The organism is Streptomyces sp. AB3(2024), assembly GCF_041862025.1.
Lineage (GTDB): Bacteria > Actinomycetota > Actinomycetes > Streptomycetales > Streptomycetaceae > Streptomyces.
The window spans coordinates 1-17331 of record NZ_JBGWAB010000151.1 but is presented as its reverse complement, the minus strand read 5'-3'; the positions used below and the strand labels follow the sequence as shown (position 1 = coordinate 17331).

General features: G+C 72.2%; 14 protein-coding genes and 1 pseudogene. 8 read left to right on the top strand and 7 right to left on the bottom strand.

The window, feature by feature from the left end:
• Positions 1–139 precede the first annotated feature (139 nt).
• The 6 genes from ACEPPI_RS35385 to ACEPPI_RS35360 all read right to left on the bottom strand — a co-directional run bounded on the left by ACEPPI_RS35385 (position 140) and on the right by ACEPPI_RS35360 (position 7412).
• Positions 140–1195, bottom strand: a complete 1056-nt coding sequence (locus ACEPPI_RS35385; protein ID WP_373919362.1) for a cytochrome d ubiquinol oxidase subunit II — start codon at positions 1193–1195, stop codon at positions 140–142.
• Positions 1192–2670, bottom strand: coding sequence for a cytochrome ubiquinol oxidase subunit I (locus ACEPPI_RS35380; RefSeq protein WP_373919361.1), 1479 nt, complete (start codon positions 2668–2670; stop codon positions 1192–1194). Before ACEPPI_RS35380 ends, ACEPPI_RS35385 begins: the two co-directional genes overlap by 4 nt.
• A 47-nt stretch (positions 2671–2717) precedes the next feature.
• On the bottom strand, positions 2718–3557 hold the full coding sequence (locus ACEPPI_RS35375) for an SDR family oxidoreductase (protein WP_373919360.1): 840 nt from the start codon (positions 3555–3557) through the stop codon (positions 2718–2720).
• 151 nt (positions 3558–3708) lie between these two features.
• A complete protein-coding gene (locus ACEPPI_RS35370; protein WP_373919359.1) occupies positions 3709–5289 on the bottom strand; it encodes a GMC oxidoreductase in 1581 nt (526 codons plus the stop codon).
• Between the two features lie 151 nt (positions 5290–5440).
• Positions 5441–6361 (bottom strand): cyclase family protein, encoded by a 921-nt coding sequence (locus ACEPPI_RS35365; RefSeq protein ID WP_373919358.1) that lies wholly within the window; start codon positions 6359–6361, stop codon positions 5441–5443.
• 106 nt (positions 6362–6467) lie between these two features.
• Positions 6468–7412, bottom strand: coding sequence for an aldose 1-epimerase family protein (locus tag ACEPPI_RS35360; RefSeq protein ID WP_373919357.1), 945 nt, complete (start codon positions 7410–7412; stop codon positions 6468–6470).
• Positions 7413–7650: 238 nt separating this feature from the next.
• Here ACEPPI_RS35360 and ACEPPI_RS35355 point away from each other — a divergent pair, with 238 nt between their 5' ends.
• Positions 7651–9651 (top strand): hypothetical protein, encoded by a 2001-nt coding sequence (locus ACEPPI_RS35355; protein ID WP_373919356.1) that lies wholly within the window; start codon positions 7651–7653, stop codon positions 9649–9651.
• Between the two features lie 4 nt (positions 9652–9655).
• Positions 9656–11134, top strand: coding sequence for a branched-chain amino acid ABC transporter substrate-binding protein (locus tag ACEPPI_RS35350; RefSeq protein ID WP_373919355.1), 1479 nt, complete (start codon positions 9656–9658; stop codon positions 11132–11134).
• A 38-nt stretch (positions 11135–11172) separates the two neighbouring features.
• Here ACEPPI_RS35350 and ACEPPI_RS35345 read toward each other — a convergent pair whose 3' ends face one another.
• Positions 11173–11643, bottom strand: a complete 471-nt coding sequence (locus tag ACEPPI_RS35345; RefSeq protein ID WP_373919354.1) for a Fur family transcriptional regulator — start codon at positions 11641–11643, stop codon at positions 11173–11175.
• A gap of 188 nt (positions 11644–11831) precedes the next feature.
• Here ACEPPI_RS35345 and katG point away from each other — a divergent pair, with 188 nt between their 5' ends.
• The 6 genes and pseudogenes from katG to ACEPPI_RS35315 all read left to right on the top strand — a co-directional run.
• Entirely contained in the window at positions 11832–14021 is a 2190-nt protein-coding gene (katG, locus tag ACEPPI_RS35340) for a catalase/peroxidase HPI (RefSeq protein ID WP_373919353.1), read from the top strand.
• Between the two features lie 184 nt (positions 14022–14205).
• Positions 14206–14475 carry a hypothetical protein gene (locus tag ACEPPI_RS35335; protein WP_373919352.1) on the top strand — a complete coding sequence of 90 codons (270 nt, stop codon included), beginning with the start codon at positions 14206–14208 and terminating at the stop codon, positions 14473–14475.
• Between the two features lie 275 nt (positions 14476–14750).
• Complete coding sequence (locus ACEPPI_RS35330) at positions 14751–15953, top strand: acyl-CoA dehydrogenase family protein (protein WP_373919351.1); 1203 nt, start codon at positions 14751–14753, stop codon at positions 15951–15953.
• A gap of 120 nt (positions 15954–16073) precedes the next feature.
• Positions 16074–16532 carry an Rrf2 family transcriptional regulator gene (locus tag ACEPPI_RS35325; protein ID WP_373919350.1) on the top strand — a complete coding sequence of 153 codons (459 nt, stop codon included), beginning with the start codon at positions 16074–16076 and terminating at the stop codon, positions 16530–16532.
• A 147-nt stretch (positions 16533–16679) separates the two neighbouring features.
• Entirely contained in the window at positions 16680–16778 is a 99-nt protein-coding gene (locus tag ACEPPI_RS35320; protein WP_373919349.1) for a putative leader peptide, read from the top strand.
• A gap of 297 nt (positions 16779–17075) precedes the next feature.
• Positions 17076–17331, top strand: a pseudogene (locus tag ACEPPI_RS35315) (sulfate ABC transporter substrate-binding protein); the annotation flags it as partial.

Genomic DNA, 17331 nt, shown 5'->3' with positions numbered 1-17331 from the left:
CAAAAAACATATTTAAAAATTTTTTTTTGTTTTTATTTTTTTTTTTTTTTATTTGTTTTTTGCGGGCGGGCGGGCGGGCCGGGGGGGGGGGGGGGGGGGGGGGGCGCGGGCCCCCCCCGCCGACCCCGCGGCCGGGCCGTCAGCCGCCGCCGGCGGTCCCGTCCGGGCCGGGGCCGCCGCGCCTGAGGTCGGCGTCGGTGAGTTCCTCCAGCTCGCCGTGGGTGTCCAGCCAGTACAGGAGGAAGACGGCCGGGCCGACGAGCGCCACGGCCACCAGCGTCACGAACACCAGCCACGTCAGGGTGGAGGGGGCGCCCGCCGCGTCGGAGACGGTCAGCGAGGTGGGGATGAGGTAGGGGCGCTGAGCCAGGCCCCACGCGATGATCGCCCCCGCGACGACCCCCACCGCCGTGAACCGGACCCGGATGTCCGGCGTGCGGGTCAGCAGCCAGGCGCTGGCGCAGGTGGCCGCCCCGGCCACGAGGGTGAAGACGAGCCCCGCGCCGTGGGTGAGGCCGTGCCACACGTACGGGGCGTCCGTACGGGTGACGAACAGCGTGATCACGGCCAGGACGGCGACCGCGCCGAGTGCCGCCAGCGCCCGCACCCGGAAGTAGCCGACCAGATCGGGCGCGTCGAAGCGGCGCGCGTCACCGGCGAGGAACACCGCGCCGAGGAAGGCCGTGGCGGCGACGGCCAGCAGTCCGAACAGGAGGGAGGTGGGGTTGACCCAGACGTGCGCCGAGGCGTTCGTGCCGGGCGCCGCCCGCCCGGAGGCGATCCCCCCTGCGGCCGCACCGAGGAAGAAGGGCGTGACGAGCGAGGACAGGGCGAACAGGATCCCGAGCTGCCGCCGCCGGGTGAGCCGCTGCGCGGCCTTGCGGAAGGCGAAGGAGGCGCCGCGCAGGACCATGCCGACGGCGGCCAGGGCGAGCGGGAGCCACATCGCCGAGAACACGGTCTGGAAGAACGTCGGGAAGCCCGTCCACATGATGACGAGGACGAAGATCAGCCAGACGTTGTTCACCTCCCACACGGGGGCCATGGCGTGGCCGATGAGCCATCGCGGCCGCTCGCCCCGCTCGGTCCCTCCGGCGGCCAGGTCCCAGAAGCCGGCCCCGTAGTCGGTACCGCCCGCACACGCGTACGCCGCCACCGCGAGCAGCAGGACGACGGCGATGAGCCCGGCGGTCACGGCCGACCGTCCTCGGACGGGGCGGATCCGCCGCCGGTGGGCGCGCCGCCCGCCGGTACGGAGGGACGGGGCCCGTACGGGGTGTCCGTCTCCGGCGCCCCCGCCGCACCGCCGGCCGCCTGCTGCGCGTCCGCGAGCCGCCATCCGGTGCGCATCTTCAGGAGGACGGCGAGGAAGGAGCCGAAGACGAACACGTACACCACGACCACCAGGCCGAACATGATCCACAGACTGGTGGAGCGGGTCGCGGTCACCGCCTCGGCGACCCGCATGTTCTGGTACACGATCCAGGGCTGGCGCCCCACCTCGGTGGCGACCCAGCCGCATTCCACGGCCAGGACGGACGCGACGCCTGCGCAGGCGGCGCCGCGGTAGAACCACGGGGAGCCCGGCAGCCGGCGGTGCCTGAACCAGACCAGCGCGTACCAGAGGGCGAGCAGCACCAGCACGGATCCGATCACGACCATGAGGTCGAAGGCCCAGTGGGCGATGGTCGCCTGGGTGGCCGTGGGCCGGTCGCTCTCGGGGACGGAGCTCAGTCCGATCACCTTGGTGTCCGGGCTGAAGCCGGCCAGGATGGAGTCGAGCTGGGGGATCTTGATGCCGCCGGAGACCGATCCGTCCGGGTGCAGGCGGCCGAACATGTACTCGGGCACGTGGGTGCCGGTCTCCCAGACGATCTCCAGTGCGGCGAACTTCACCGGCTGCTTGTGGAACACCGACCGGGCGATGGAGTCCCCCAGCATGAACTGGACCGGAGTGGCCACGGCAGCGAGGGTGAAGGGGACGGCGAAGCCGAGCCGGTGGTAGTGGTCCCGCCGGCCGCGCAGCCAGCCGACCGCGTAGACACCGGCCACCACGTACCCGGCGGTCAGCAGCATGCCCACGACGAAGTGCCAGTACTGCGGCCCGAACATCGGGGTGAAGATGGCCTTCCAGATGTTCACGTCGACCGGGTTGCCCTCGGGGTCGAGGGAGAAGCCCTGCGGCGTGTTCATCCAGGAGTTGGCGGCCAGGATGCCGAACGCCCCCATCAGCGCGACGGCGGGGAGCGGAAGCCCGAGCAGGAAGTGCGTGCGGGGCTTGAGCCGGCGCCAGCCGTAGAGGTAGATGGCGATGAGCACCGCTTCGAGGAAGAACGCCCACGCCTCGACCCCGAACCCGATGCCGAACACGTCGCCCCACCTGCCCATCAGGCCGGGCCAGAGCAGGCCGAACTCGAAGGAGAGGACGGTGCCGGTGACGATGCCCACGGCGAACTGCACCGCCATGACGGCCGACCAGCGCCGGGCGAGCAGGAGGGCGGTGGGGTCGTCGTGGCGCAGGCCGCGGTAGTGCATCACCAGGGTGATGAGCGGCAGGGCCACGCCCATGGGCACGAGGATGATGTGGGAGGCGAGGGTGAAGGCCATCAGCTCCCTGGCGGGGAGCAGCTGGGCGGGGGCGTCGGCGAGCAGGTGGACCGTGGTGTGCATGCGTGCCTTCGCTGCTAGTGCCGTGACCGGCGCACGGGCGAGGGAGGTCAGCCGCCGGTGGCGAATCCGGGGAACAGGGTCATTCCGCCGTCGACGTAGAGGGTGGCCCCGACCACGTAGTCCATGAGGTCGGAGCAGAGGCCGACGACGGCGTGCGCGATGTCGTCGGGGTCGCCGATCCGGTTGTACGGGATCAGCTTCAGCAGGTCCTCGCGCGCCTGCGGGGTGTCCCAGGCGTCGCGGTTGATGGGCGTCTTGATGGCTCCGGGGGCGACCGCGTTCACGCGGATCCGGTGCGGTGCGAGCTCCTGGGCCAGGGTCTCCATCATCATCTGCACGCCGCCCTTGGAGGAGGCGTAGTTGACGTGTCCGGCCCAGGGGATGATCTGGTGCACCGAACTCATGCAGATGATCTTCCCGGCGGCGCAGGACACCTCGGGGACCACGCCGCGCCGCATGAACTCCTTCGTCGCCTCGCGGGCGCACAGGAACTGGCCGGTGAGGTTGACGTCCAGCACCTTCTGCCACTGGGCGAGGGTCATCTCGGTGAACGGGGCGTCCCGTTGCAGGCCGGCGTTGGCGACCATGATGTCGATCGTGCCGAACTCCTGGACCATCCGGTCCACCATGGCGACGACCTGGTCCTCCCGGGACACGTCCGCCTCGTAGGCCGCCGCGCGCACCCCGTACGAGGTGATCTCGCGGACGACCTCCTCCGCGGAGTCGCGGTCGGCCACGTAGTTCACGACCACGTCGGCCCCGGCCTTGCCGAGCCCGATGGCCGTCGCCTTGCCGATGCCCGAGTTGGCGCCGGTGACCAGCGCCTTCTGTCCCTTGAGCAGATGGGGCGGAATCACACCCTGCGGTGCGCCCACGGTGGAATCCACGTCGTGCTGCCTCCTCGATGCGCGGCCCCGGGCGACCGGACCGACCGACGGCCCACATAAGCAGCGGCAGCGGCCGCGGGCCCGCCGGGCGGGCCCCGGTTGGGCCGTTCGGCTGAGGATCTTCCTCCGGTCGGCGCAGGGCGCGGGGCGGTCAGCTCAGCCGGGCCAGGAGGTGGTCGCCGACCCGCAGGGCGTTGGCGATGGCGGTCAGGGACGGGTTGACCGCGCCGATGCTCGGGAAGAAGCTCGTGTCGACCACGTAGAGGTTGTCGAGGTCGTGGGCCTTGCAGTCGGTGTCCAGGGCGGAGGCGGCCGGGTCCGTGCCGAACCGGACGGTGCCCGCCTGGTGCGCGGTGGCCCCGATCGGCATGCCCTTGTGGAGGTAGATGCTGTGCGGCAGCAGGTGATGCTCGTGCATGCCCAGGTGTCCGAGCATGCCCTGGAGCTTGTGGCGCAGCCGCTCCAGACCCTCCGTGTTGTTCTTCTCGTCGAGTGCGAGGTGGATGGCGCCGTCGCGGTCCAGGGTGACCCGGTTGTCGGGCATCGGGAGGTCCTCGCCGCACAGCCAGAAGTCGACGGCGTGGTGCGCCAGCACCTCGAACGGCATGTCGGGGGTGACCGCGCCGGCCCAGCGCGGGGCTTCGCCGTGGATCTGCTCGGCGTCCGACTTGCCCAGCATCTGGATGCCGCCCAGCGGGTGGTCCCAGTCGTCGGCGCCCAGGTACCAGTCGTGCAGCGCGAGGGTCTTCTGGAACTGCGTGTCGTTGGGTTCCTTCGACACCGCCATCAGGGCCAGGTTGTTGTGCCGCATGTAGTGGCGGCCCACGACGTCGGAGCTGTTGGCCAGTCCCCGTGGGTGGCGGTCGTTGGCCGAGGCCAGGAGCAGGGCCGCGGAGTTGACCGCCCCGCAGGAGACGACCACGATGTCCGCGGAGAACCGGGTCTCGGAGCCGTCGGCGCCCCTGACGACGACGGCGGTGACGCTGCGGCCGGTCGCGTCGGTCTCCAGCCGGACCACGTGGGCCTGGATGAGCAGTTCGACGTTGGGGTGCTCCAGGGCGGGCTCCACGCAGATCACCTGGGCGTCGGACTTGCCGCGCACCAGACAGGGGAAGCCGTCCACCCGGTCGCAGCGGATGCAGACGCTGGAGGGAACGGCCCGCCCGTCGGCGTCCTGGACGAGGTCGACTCCGATGGGCAGGTGGAAGGGGTGCAGCCCCTTCCTCTCCAGGTCGTCGCTCAACCGCTGGATGCGCGGCTCGTGTTCGACGGGCGGGTACGCGTACTGCGCGCTCACCGGCCCCTCTCCGGGATCCTCCCCGTGCCGCCCGTGCACGCGGTAGAGGTGCTCGGCCTGCGTGTAGTACGGCTCCAGGTCCTCGTACCCCAGGGGCCAGGCGGGCGAGATGCCGCCGTGGTGGCGGAGCTCGCCGAAGTCCTCGGGCCGCAGCCTGAAGAGGGCGGCTCCGTAGAACTTCGTGTTCCCGCCGACGTAGTAGTTGACCTCGGGAGGGAACGCTTCGCCGTGCTTGTCGAACCAGAACTCCGGGGCCCGGTACTTACCCTTGACGAACACCGCGGTGGAGTCCCAGTTGTCCCGCTCCCGCGGCAGGTAGCCGCCGCGTTCGAGGAGGAGGACGCGTTTGCCGGACGGCGCCAGCCGGTGGGCGAGGGTACCGCCGCCCGCGCCGGTCCCGATGATGATGACGTCGTAGTGGGGGAAGTCGCCCACGTCGACCACCGTCCTTGGGGTCGCGGCCCTGCCATCGCGCCAGAACCTGTCGTTCCGCGGTGCGTGAATCGGGGCGTGTCCGCCCATTCGAACGTAGCCGCCCTTCCCCCGGACGGCGACCCGGCGGGGCGGGCACCGGCGCGGACCGCCGTCACAGCACGGCGATCGGGTTCACGGGGGACCCGGTGGCGCCCGGCAGCCGCAGCGGGGCGACCACGCACAGGAAGCTCCAGCGGCCGGCCCGTTCACAGGCCGTGACCAGCTCCTCGAAGTCCAGGTAGTCCATCAGGTGCATGCCCATCGCCCGCACCGCCAGGACGTGCACGGGGAAGGCCACGTCCGCCACCGCGCCGGGGGCGGTGTCGTTGTTGCCGTCGCCGCCCAGGACGGCGACCTCGCGCTCCGCCAGGAACGTCAGGGCGTCCGGGTGCAGGCCCGCCCTCGCACGCGCCGCCTCCCACGCCCCGAGTTCCGCGCGGCGGCGCCGGTGCCCCACGCGGACGAGCAGCAGGTCTCCGGGGCCGACCCGGACGCCCTGGGCGGCCTCGGCGGCCGTCAGGTCCCCGGCCGTCACGTCCTGCCCCGGCTCCAGCCAGGGCACGCCCCTCGCCCGGGGGACGTCCAGGAGCACGCCCCGTCCCACGATGCCGTCGCGGACCGCGTCCAGGGAGAGCGAGCGTGCTCCCGCCGCCGCCGTGTCCCCGGCCTGGACCCCGTCGTACAGCTCGCCGTCGTAGATCACGTGGTTGAGCGCGTCGAGGTGGCTGTCCGCGTCCCCGTGGACGTTCATGGCGAAGCGGTCGAGGGCGAAGTGCAGACCTTCCGCCGTGGCCTCCCCGGGGGCGGGCCCGGTCACCCGGTACTCGGCGGGCTCGGGGTCGTCCGGACCCGGCCGGGTCTCGATGGGCGCGGCGAGGGACACCGTGTGACCGAGCCGGACCTCGGCGGCGGCCGCCGCGACGCGTTCGGGGGTCAGGTGGCGCAGCGCCCCGATCCGGCCGTGTGGATCCGGGCCGGACCGGTCCGCCGCGCGAAGCCGCTCGTACAGTGCCCGGAAGTCCCGCGCACTCATGCGCCGACCGGCCGGGGGTTCGTGGTGCCGGGCCATCGGATCGCCGCCTTTCCGCCGACGGTGGGGTGTGCCGGTGCCACCCGGCCGGGTCGCCGTCCGGTACCGCTCAGTCGGCGCTCCCCCAGGGGTTCAGGCCCCAGCGGAGCACGTGCCGGGCCCCCGGTTCCAGGACGGTCAGGTCGGTGCCGGTGCGGAAGGCGTCCGCCGGACAGGACATGGCCTCCACGGCGACACCGCGGCGCCGCTCGGGCTCCGCCAGGGTGTCACCGGTGTACACCTGCACGCAGCGGGTGCCCTCGCCGAGCCACACGTCGGTGCCGTACTGCCCCGAGGGGTGTGCCAGCCGGACCACGGCCCGGCCGTCCCCGTCGCGGTCGAGTCCGGTGAAGGCGGTGTCCAGGTGCCGCGCGCCGATGGGGCGGGGGGTGCGGAAGTCGTACTCCGTGCCCTCGACGGGCTCCTCGCCGATCGGCAGTCCCGCGTCGTCGGTGCGCAGCCACGAGCGGGCGGGCACGGTGAGCAGCGCCGCGTCGACCCGGCCGGTGCCGACCGTCAGGTAGGGGTGTTGCCCCACGCCGTACGGCGCCCTCGTGGTGCCGGTGTTGGTGGCGCGGACCAGGACCTCCAGCCCGGCGTCGGTGAGCCGGTAGTCGGCGGTCACCTCCAGCAGGAAGGGGTACCCGGGCTGGGGGTGGAGCGTGGTGCCGGCCCGCAGCGCGTCGTCGGAGCGGTCGAGCAGGCGCCAGGGGGTCCAGCGCAGCAGTCCGTGGATCGCGTTGTGGTGCTCCGGTTCGCTGAGCGGGAGTTGATGGTCCGTGCCGTCGAAGCGGTAGCGGCCGCCGCCCACCCGGTTGGGCCAGGGCACCAGCAGCTGCCCGCGCCCGGCGGTGACGGGGGCGTCGGCGGCGAACCCGTCCAGCAGGGGCCGGCCGTTCGCCTCGTAGTGGCGCAGGGCACCGCCGAGTTCGACCACGACGGCGCGCTGGCCGCCGTGGCGCAGCTCCCACTGCTCACCGGTCGGGCCGAAGGCCCCGGGGGTCTGCGCGGACATGGGGTGTCTCCTCGGGCGGGTGGAACGGGTACTTCCAATCTCGGTCAGCGGCCCGCGCCGCGCACGTCGGGGCCACCGGCACGGGCCGGCCGCCGGCCCCTCCCCCGGTTCCGGAGCCCCGCGGTACCCGCGCGGATGCGACCGGAGCGCATCAAGGAGGGGAAAACCCTGTCTGACTCCCGCTCCGGATGGCAGTCTCTACTCCTCGGAAGCGTCGTCCTGGGGGGGATCACACGTGATGGAGCCGGGCACGGGCATGGGCCTGCGGGGCCGGAGCGGCATCCTGTCGCTCGTCGACGCGTGCCTGAAGGAGGACCCGGCGGCCGAACGGCCCCTGACCATGCTCCTCGGGCCGGCGGGCAGCGGAGCCAGCGAGGCGCACAGCGCGCTGATGGAGCACTTCGGGCCCGACTACCCCTTCGCCTTCGTCAATTTCGGCGGGGCCCAGTCCCTGCTGCCGCGCTACGCCCTCGGGCTCCTGGCCCGCCAGCTCGAACGGAAGCTGCCCCGCTACGGGCGCTCCCACTTCCCGCTGCTCAGCCTGGGCCTGCTCGCCTCGGACCAGGAGCTGCGCATGCGCAGCCTCGCCGAGGGCCGGCGCGCGGTGCAGCGCCAGCTCGATCGGTTCCAGGAGGAGAACGAGGCCCGGTACGGCGACTACCTGGCCGCCTTCTTCGAGGTGGGGATGGGCGCGGTCGGGATGCCCGAAGGCGCCTCGACGGCCGCCCTCGCCCTCTTCCAGGACGCCCTGCGGCGGGGCCGCCGCACCATGCCCGGCCTGTTCGGCGGCAGGCTGGGCAGTCGGCTGACCTCCGGGGCCCACTGGTACGGACGCCACCCCATGACCCGCAGCGCGGATCCCATGGAAGCCCTCGTGGAGCTCAACCTCTGGCGTCACGAGGGCGACGAGAACGAGCAGGAGCGGCTCGACCTCGTCCTGTTCTCCGCGTTCCTGGAGGACCTCAGACGCAACTCGGCCCGCAGTTTCATGCCCCGCTCCTACCTGCTGCTCCTCGACAACTCGCACACCGGGTACGGCCGCCGCTTCCTCGACCTGCTGCTGCGCTCCCGGCACGACGAGACGGTCGTGGCCGGCCATGCCAGCGACCCGCTGACCGTCGTCGCGAGCTCCAACCGCTGGCTGCCCCGCTGGGGCCCGGCCACCGGCGACTCCTGGCCCTGGCAGCTGCGCGGCCCCGACCGGGCCTCCCTGTCCGACTGGAACGCCCACCGGCCGACCCGCGACAGCGAGGACACCTGGTGGTACCCGTTGCGCCTGCGCGACCTCAACCTGGACGAGGTGCGGATCCGGATAGAGCTCCAGCTCGGCGGGAACGGCGACCTGGCGCCGCTGACCCGCCTCACCTCCTTCGTCCACCGGCTGACCGGAGGGCTGCCGCGCGCCGTCCACCAGGTGCTGGACGTACTGCGCCAGGCCGGGCCGCCCCCCGACTCGGGCCCCCGGCAGGACCGCTGGCTGCGGACCCTGCCCGACCGGCCGTTGCGCTCCGGGGAGGAGTCCGCCACCCTCGCCGACACGGCCCTCGGCCACCTCCTGCGCGACTTCGACGACACCCAGCGCGCCGCGCTCGCCGAATGCGCCGCCGCCCGGGACTTCTCCGTCGCCACCCGGCTGCTCAGCCCCGACGACTCCCTGTTCGGGGAGATCCGCTCCCGCTGGCTGCTGACCGGGCCCGTCGCCGTCGTCCCCGTACTGCACCCGTGGCTGCGCCGGCTGCTCCTGTGGCGGCTGGCCGCCCGCCCCGACGGGTGGGACGCGGCGCACGAACTCCTCGCCGAGTACTACCGCGGCGAGGGAAAGCCGGTGCAGCAGATGTACCACCAGCTGGCCCGCGGGCGGACCGAGGAGGTCGCCGCGCACCTGACGCGGCGCTTCACCGCCGTACCGGCCGCGCAGTGGATCTCCGAGTTCGACGCGATCACCGCCGCGCCGAACCGCCTCCCCACCGACAGCGGTCCCGTGGAGCTCCTCGCCGGACTCGTCCCGCGCCGGCCCGGACGGGTGATGGACACCGAGTCGGTGATCCACACCCTGGTGACCACCCGCTGGGTGTGGAGCGATCCGCTCGCCGACCCGGCCATGCGCCTCAACGACCTGATCGCCGACGGCTGCGCGCAGCTGTCCCAACTGCGGAGGAACGACATCGTGGCCCTCTACGACGAGGCGGAGCGCTACCGTCACTGGCGCGATCCCCAGACCGCGGGCTGGGAGGGCTGAGCGCGTGCCCAGACTCGAATGGCCCCTGCACGTCGTGCGCCGCGTCGCCCTCGCCACCGCCGCCGCGGTCGCGCTGGTCGCGGCGCTGTGGCTGGGGGTCGGCTGGCTCCAGGAGCGCCAGGCCAGATGCGCCGACGGGGTCGTCGAACAGGGCCCGGACGACGAATGCGTCGGAGTGACCGACGGCGCCTACGTGTTCGCCCCGCACCTCGACGCGGTCACCCGCAGGATCGAGGAGGAGAACCGCCGGGTCCTCGCCAACGCGGACAAGGAACCGTACGTCAGCGTCGCCTACTTCACCTCCTTCACCAGCACCGCCGACGACAGCAACTCGGCCGAGGGCGTCCGCCACGAGCTCCAGGGCGCCTACCTCGCCCAGTTCCGCCACAACCAGGGCGACCTCGCGGCCACCCCCAAGATCCGTCTGCTGATCGCCAATCCGGGCAGCAAGTCCACCCAGTGGAAGCACACGGTCGACGAGCTGATCGCCCGCAAGGACTCCCCGGACCGGCTCGTCGCGGTGGCCGGCCTCGGCCCCAGCAACAACGAGAACCTCGCGGCCATAAGGCGTCTGTCCGAGCACGGCATCGCCATGGTCGGTGCCACCCTGACCGCGACGAACATCCAGGGGATCAACGGCTTCGTCCGGATCGCGCCCACCAACGAGGACGAGGCGTACGCGGCAGCCGGCTACCTCAAACGGCGCGGCGTCGCCACCGCCGTCGTGATCCAGGACGTGGCGGAGGGGAACCTCTACGCCTCCACCCTCGGCACGGCCTTCACCAAGGCCTTCCAGGACGGCGACAAGCACCGGCTCGTCGCCGAACGCATGACCTACGACTCCTCCGTCAGCAGCGCCTGGCAGAACGAACTGCGCTACATGCCCGGCCAGTTGTGCCAGCAGCGCCCCCAGCTGGTGTACTTCGCGGGCCGTGGCCAGCACCTCACCCACTTCCTCGACGCGCTCGCCAACCGCAGCTGCACCGACCAGCAGTTCACGGTGTTCACCGGGGACGACACGACCAATCTGAGCGCCGAACAGCTCGCCCACGCCGCCGACACGCACATCGAGGTGCTCTACACCGGCCTCTCCCACCCCGACATGTACCGCTCGGCGCCCCAGGCGGTGTCCGCGCCGTCGGCGAAGAACTTCCAGCCGGGCGGGCTGCTGGACCAGTGGTTCCCGCGCGATACCCGGGACGACGGCGGGGCCCTGATGGGCCACGACGCGGTGCTCGCCGCGGCGCACGGCATCCAGATGGCGGCCCGCTGGCAGGGTCAGGTCGTCGGCGACGCGGTGGCCCGGATGTTCCACCAGATGGACGGCACCCAGCAGGTGGCCGGGGCCAGCGGGTTCATCTCCTTCCAGAACAACGGCAATCCGCGCAACAAGGCCGTCCCCGTCCTGCGCCTCGACGGCAAGGGGCACGTGGAGTTCGTCGAGGTCTCCGCGGCGGACGGCAAACCACCCCAGGAGCAGTGAGGGAGGGGGCGTGAGCGTGTGACCCCCTCGAACGGGCCTCAGGCCGGCTCCGGATCCTCCCCCGCGGCCGGGGCCTGCGGCAGATCGGGCCCGGGGCCGCGGGCGCAGGAGGGGCACAGCCCGCGATAGGTGACCTCGGCCCCGGACACCGTGAAGCCGAACCGCTGCTCCTGCGGGAGGCCCTCCAGCGGATCGCCGGTCATGTGGACGTCACGGATGGTGCCGCAGCCGGAACACACCAGGTGCTGGTGCGGGTGGTGGGCATTGGGGTCGTACCGTTTGGCCCGGCCGTCGGTGGAGACCTCCGCGACCTCGCCGAGGGCGACCAGCTCGCCCAGGGTGTTGTAGACGGTCGCGCGGGCGATCTCGGGCAGCCGCCGGGCGGCGCGGGCGTGCACCTCGTCGGCCGTGAGGTGCACGTGCTCGCCGTCGAGGACCTCCGCGACGACGCGCCGCTGGGACGTCATCCGCCAGCCGCGCCCGCGCAGCCGCTCCAGCAGGTCGCTCATATCGGTTCACCTGTTCAGGCTCGGGGAAAACGGCAGTGTACAGATACGGATGACTGGATTCCGTCTTTTGGCTTCGCATGCTAGTTGTGCGGGGCCGCCTGCGTGTTCCCGTGCGGCACGGTCCGCGGTGCGCGACCATACGGACGCAGCCAGCGGGGGGAACACCGAGACAGGAAAGAAGGACGGACGTGTCCGGCAGCGAGAGCGAGAACCCAGTCATCCCCGCCCCGACCCCCTCCCCGACCCGCCCACGGGCGAACCGGGACTGGTGGCCGGACCAACTGGACCTCCAGGTCCTCCACCAGAACTCGCCCCTGTCCGATCCGATGGGTGAGGAGTACGACTACGCGCGCGAGTTCTCGTCCCTGGACGTCGACGCGCTGAAGCGGGACGTCTTCGAGGTGATGACGGACTCGCAGGACTGGTGGCCCGCCGACTACGGCCACTACGGACCGCTCTTCATCCGGATGAGCTGGCATTCCGCCGGCACGTACCGCATCGAGGACGGCAGGGGCGGGGGCGGGGCCGGGGCCCAGCGCTTCGCCCCCCTCAACAGCTGGCCGGACAACGCGAGCCTCGACAAGGCGCGGCGCCTGCTCTGGCCGGTCAAGCAGAAGTACGGCCGGAAGATCTCGTGGGCCGACCTTCTGGTGTTCGCCGGAAACTGCGCCATCGAATCCATGGGACTCAAGACGTTCGGTTTCGGATTCGGCCGGGAGGACATCTGGGAACCCGAGGAGGTCTTCTGGGGGACCGAGGACACCTGGCTCGGGGACGAGCGGTACAGCGGCGACAGGGAACTCTCCGGTCCTTTCGGCGCCGTGCAGATGGGACTGATCTACGTCAATCCGGAGGGGCCCGAGGGCAACCCGGATCCGATCGCCGCCGCCCGGGACATCCGCGAGACGTTCAAGCGCATGGCCATGAACGACGAGGAGACGGCCGCACTCATCATCGGCGGCCACACCTTCGGCAAGTGCCACGGCGCGGGCGACCCCGGGTGCATCGGTCCGGAACCCGAGGCCGGCCCCCTGGAGCAGCAGGGCCTCGGGTGGCGCAACACCTGCGGCAGCGGCAAGGGCACGGACGCGATCACCAGTGGGCTGGAGGGTGCGTGGACCACCGAGCCGACGAAGTGGGACAACGGGTACCTCGACAACCTGTTCCGGTACGACTGGGAGCTGACGCGGAGCCCGGCCGGCGCCCAGCAGTGGAAGCCCACGGACCCGGCGGCCCGGGAGGCCGTGCCCGACGCCCATGACCCGTCGAAGCGCCACGCCCCCATGATGCTGACGACGGACCTCTCGCTGAAACTGGATCCGGTCTACGGGCCGATCGCGAAGCGCTTCCACGAGAACCCGGAGCAGCTCGCGGACGCGTTCGCCAAGGCCTGGTACAAGCTGCTGCACCGCGACATGGGGCCCCTGTCCCGCTACCTCGGCCCGTGGATCCCCGAGCCGCAGCTGTGGCAGGACCCGGTCCCCGAGGTCGACCACGAACTGCTCTCGGACGCGGACGTCGCCGCCCTCAAGGAGCGGATCCTCGCCTCGGGACCCTCCGTATCCCAACTGGTCACCGCGGCTTGGGCGTCGGCGGCCAGTTTCCGCGGTACCGACAAGCGCGGCGGGGCCAACGGGGCGCGGATCCGGCTCGCGCCGCAGAAGGACTGGGAGGTCAACGACCTGCCCGAGGTGGCAGAGGCGGTGCGGACCCTCGACGGCATCCGGCAGGACTTCAACGGCGCTCAGACCGGCGGGAAGAAGGTCTCGCTCGCCGACCTGATCGTCCTGGGCGGGTGCGCGGCCGTCGAGCGGGCGGCCGAGAACGCCGGGCACGCCATCACGGTGCCGTTCGCACCGGGACGCACGGACGCCTCGCAGGAGCAGACCGACGTGGAGTCGTTCGGCGTGCTCGAACCGAGGGCGGACGGGTTCCGCAACTACCTCCGGGCGGGAGAGAAGCTGTCGCCGGAGACGCTCCTGCTGGACCGCGCCGCCCTGTTGACCCTGACCGCACCCGAGATGACGGTCCTGGCCGGCGGCATGCGGGTGCTCGGCACCGGCTTCAAGGGGTCCCCGCACGGCGTCCTCACCGACCGGCCGGAGGCGCTGACCAACGACTTCTTCGTCAACCTGCTGGACATGGGTACGCAATGGAAGGTGTCGGAGTCGGCGGAGAACGTGTTCGAGGGCCGGAACCGCGCCACGGGCGAGGTCAAGTGGACCGCCACCGCCGTCGACCTCGTCTTCGGTTCGCACGCCCAGCTCCGGGCCGTCGCGGAGGTCTACGCGTCCGCGGACGCCGGAGAGAAGTTCGTGCGTGACTTCGTGGCGGCGTGGGACAAGGTGATGAACCTCGACCGGTTCGACCTCGCCTGAGCCCGGCGTCCGAGCCCGGATGACGTCCCGGGCTCGGACACCCCGGCCGTGGGCTCTCGCCCTCCCGGATCCGCCCCTCCGGCCGACGGCGGCCGGGACGGGCCGCGTACAACTCGAAGACACCACCGTCGCGCCCTGCCGCGCGTGCGCTCCTCGCCCGTGCGCGGCAGGCGACACTGGGCCCATGAGCGATCACCGCTTCACCCCCGACGACACCGGCTCCCTCATCGCCCCGGCCGCTGCCCGCACCCCTCGCCACCCGCACCACCTCCGCTACGAGAGGCCGGCGGGGACGGCCCGGACCGGCCCCGGGGGACACGGCGCGGCGGGCGCTCCGCGCGATCTCACCGTGGTGACCTGTGCCTGCGGCCTGACGACCCCGGCGATGCCGGACGCCGACGCCCGTCTCGTCTACGAGGAGCACCGCAACGTGATCCGTGACGAGACGGGCTGAGCACCGGCCCGGCGGCCGCGGCCAAGGCCCCTGACCCCATGTCATCTTCCATGGCAAGACCGGACTGTCCATCATCCGGTCACGCTCTTGCCCGGACGGCGAGTTCGGGGAAGTATCCCTATCAATCCGATGGGAAAGGTGGGGATTCGGCAACCGGCCGAAGCCGCCCGACGACGTTCCGGAGTAGCCGACATGACCACCGCCATCCCCCCTGGCACCGCTGTCCGCCCAGCACCCGCGCCGCGCGGCGGCGACCGGGCCTGTCGGTGACGCCCGTGCCGACCACACCGAGCACCGCGGGCCGCCGGCCGGCCGACGAGCGGCGCCGCGCGCTCCTGCGTACCGTCCGCGACGTGGCGGACGACCTCGCCGCGGACGCCATCGCCCGCGACCAGGCGGGCAGGTCGCCGGACGACGAGGCGGCCCGGCTGCGCGAGGCCGGGCTGCTGGCCGCCCTCACCCCGTACGCGTCGGGCCGCGGGGCGGACTGGCGTACCGGATGCACCGTCATACGGAAGATCTCCGCTGCGGACAGCTCCGTCGGCGAGGTACTCGCCCGCCACTACGTACACGCCTGGAGCGGACGCTTCTACGCGGGTCACCAGCACGCGACCGCCCTCGAAGAGGAGTCGGTCCGCGAGCACTGGCTGTGGACCGGCGCGGTACGCACTCCCGCGTCCGGCGACGACATCGAGGGAACCGACCTCACGCTGAGGCCGCGCGCCAACGGCCACGTGCTGAGCGGGCGCCGGTTCGTGGAGACGGCGGTGGCCGTCGCCGACCAGATCGTGGTCGACGCCTCCTGTGCCGTCACCGGTGACGTCCTGGTCGTACGGATCCCGTCCGGCGTGCGGGGCCTGACCGTCGAACCCGCCCACGACCGCCTAGGACAGCGCGTCGTCGGCGCGGGTGAGGTCGTGCTCGACCGGGTCACCGTCCCACCGGGACAGGTGCTGGGCCGCCGGCCGCACGACGAGGAGTCGACCCCGCCCTTCACCGCGCTGGCCGAGCCGGCGCTCAGGCTGGCCCTGTGCCACGTCGGCCTCGGCATCGTCGAGGGCGCGCTCACGGAGGCACGCGACCTCAGCCGGGGCGGTCGCGCGTACCGGCTGCCCGGTGCGGACCCGGACCTCTTCCTGACGTACGGGGAGCTCGCCTCCGCCGCCCAGACGGCCACCGCCGTGGTCGACCGGGCGACGGAGGTGATGGCCCAGGCCCTGGACCCGGGCGCGCAGCTCGACGCCGAGGAGCCCGCGGGCGTTTCCGCCCTGGTCGCCACGGCCGAGACGGTGACGTCGAAGGCCGCCCTGCACGTCACCGCGCGCGTACTGGAGCTCGCGGACGCCCCCGGCCTGGACCGTTTCTGGCGCAACGCCCGCGTCCTGACCGCGCACCATCCCGCCGCGCACCGCCTGCGTTCCATCGGCGAGCACTACCTCAACGGCTCCCACCGCGCGGTGGCGGCCGCCTTCCACTGACGCCGGCCCCGCGGGACACGGATCCACCCGACCGCCGGGCACGGGCGCCCGCCCGGCAGTCAGCGGCGGGCGGCCCACCCGTGGCGGACGTCGACCCGAGCCGTACGGGATAATGGCCGTATGCGGATCTCAGCCAGGGCGGACTACGCGGTACGTGCCGCACTGCAGCTCGCCGCGTCACAGGACGACGGGCCGGTGAAGGCCGAAGCCATCGCGGACGCCCAGGACATCCCGCACAAGTTCCTCGAAGGCATCCTCAACGACATGCGCCGGGGCGGTCTGGTGCTCAGCCAGCGCGGCGGCAACGGCGGCTACCGGCTGGCCAAGCCCGCCCGGTCCATCAGCATCGCGGACGTCATCCGCGTCGTGGACGGACCGCTCGTCTCGGTACGCGGGGTCCGTCCCCCGGACCTCTCCTACACCGGCCCCGCCGAGTCGCTGCTCCCCCTGTGGATCGCGCTCCGGGCCAATGTGCGCGAGATCCTCGACGGTGTCTCGCTCGCCGACGTCGCGTCGTGCGACCTGCCCGCCGACGTATCCGCGCTGACGCGGACCCCTGAAGCCTGGACCAATCCCTGATCCTCCCCGCCACCCACCCCACCTGCGATTTCTCGCATCGCGAGACCCTGGCGTCCACGATTTGGGCAGTCTCTTGGGGCGGGAACCCCCGTCTGCCACTATGCCTACCAACCAGGTGGGGAAACTAGGAATCAAGGGGAGGCGGCCATGCGTACACCGCACCGCGCGGGCCGGAAGCCGGCCCTGACCTCCCGCCGCCACATCGACCTGGTCCGCACCTCAAGCGCCATGTGTCAGCCTGCCTGAAACCGTCCGCGGGGCCTTCGCCCCGCGCACGGAACACCGCCGGGGCGCCGTGCCGCCCCGCTCGCCGTCCGCCGGACGGCCCCCCGGCCGCCCCCACCGCCCGCGCGTCGCCTTCGAGCGCGGGTGTGCGAGGGACTCACTCGCCGTCCACCCCACGGCAACCGACGCCCCACCCTTCCTCCGCCCCGCGACCGCGACCCGGCCGCCGTCGGCCGCAGGTGGGCTCCGTGCGCACCGACGGCCGCGCGTCGCCTCCTCCGTATCCACTCGAACGCCATTCCGTGAAAGGACACCTCCGTGTCTGCCGCAAGACCGCTCACCGCCCTGCGCGCCATCGCCCTCACCGCGACGCTCCCCCTGCTGCTCGCCTCCTGCGGCTACGGCTCCGAGGCCAAGAAGGACGAGCCCAAGGACACCGCGGCCTCCAACGTCGCCGACGGCGCCAAGAAGCTCTCCGCCTCCGAGGTCCGCATCGGGTACTTCCCGAACCTGACGCACGCCACCGCTCTGGTCGGCCTCCAGGAGGGCCTGATCGAGAAGGAACTGAACGGCA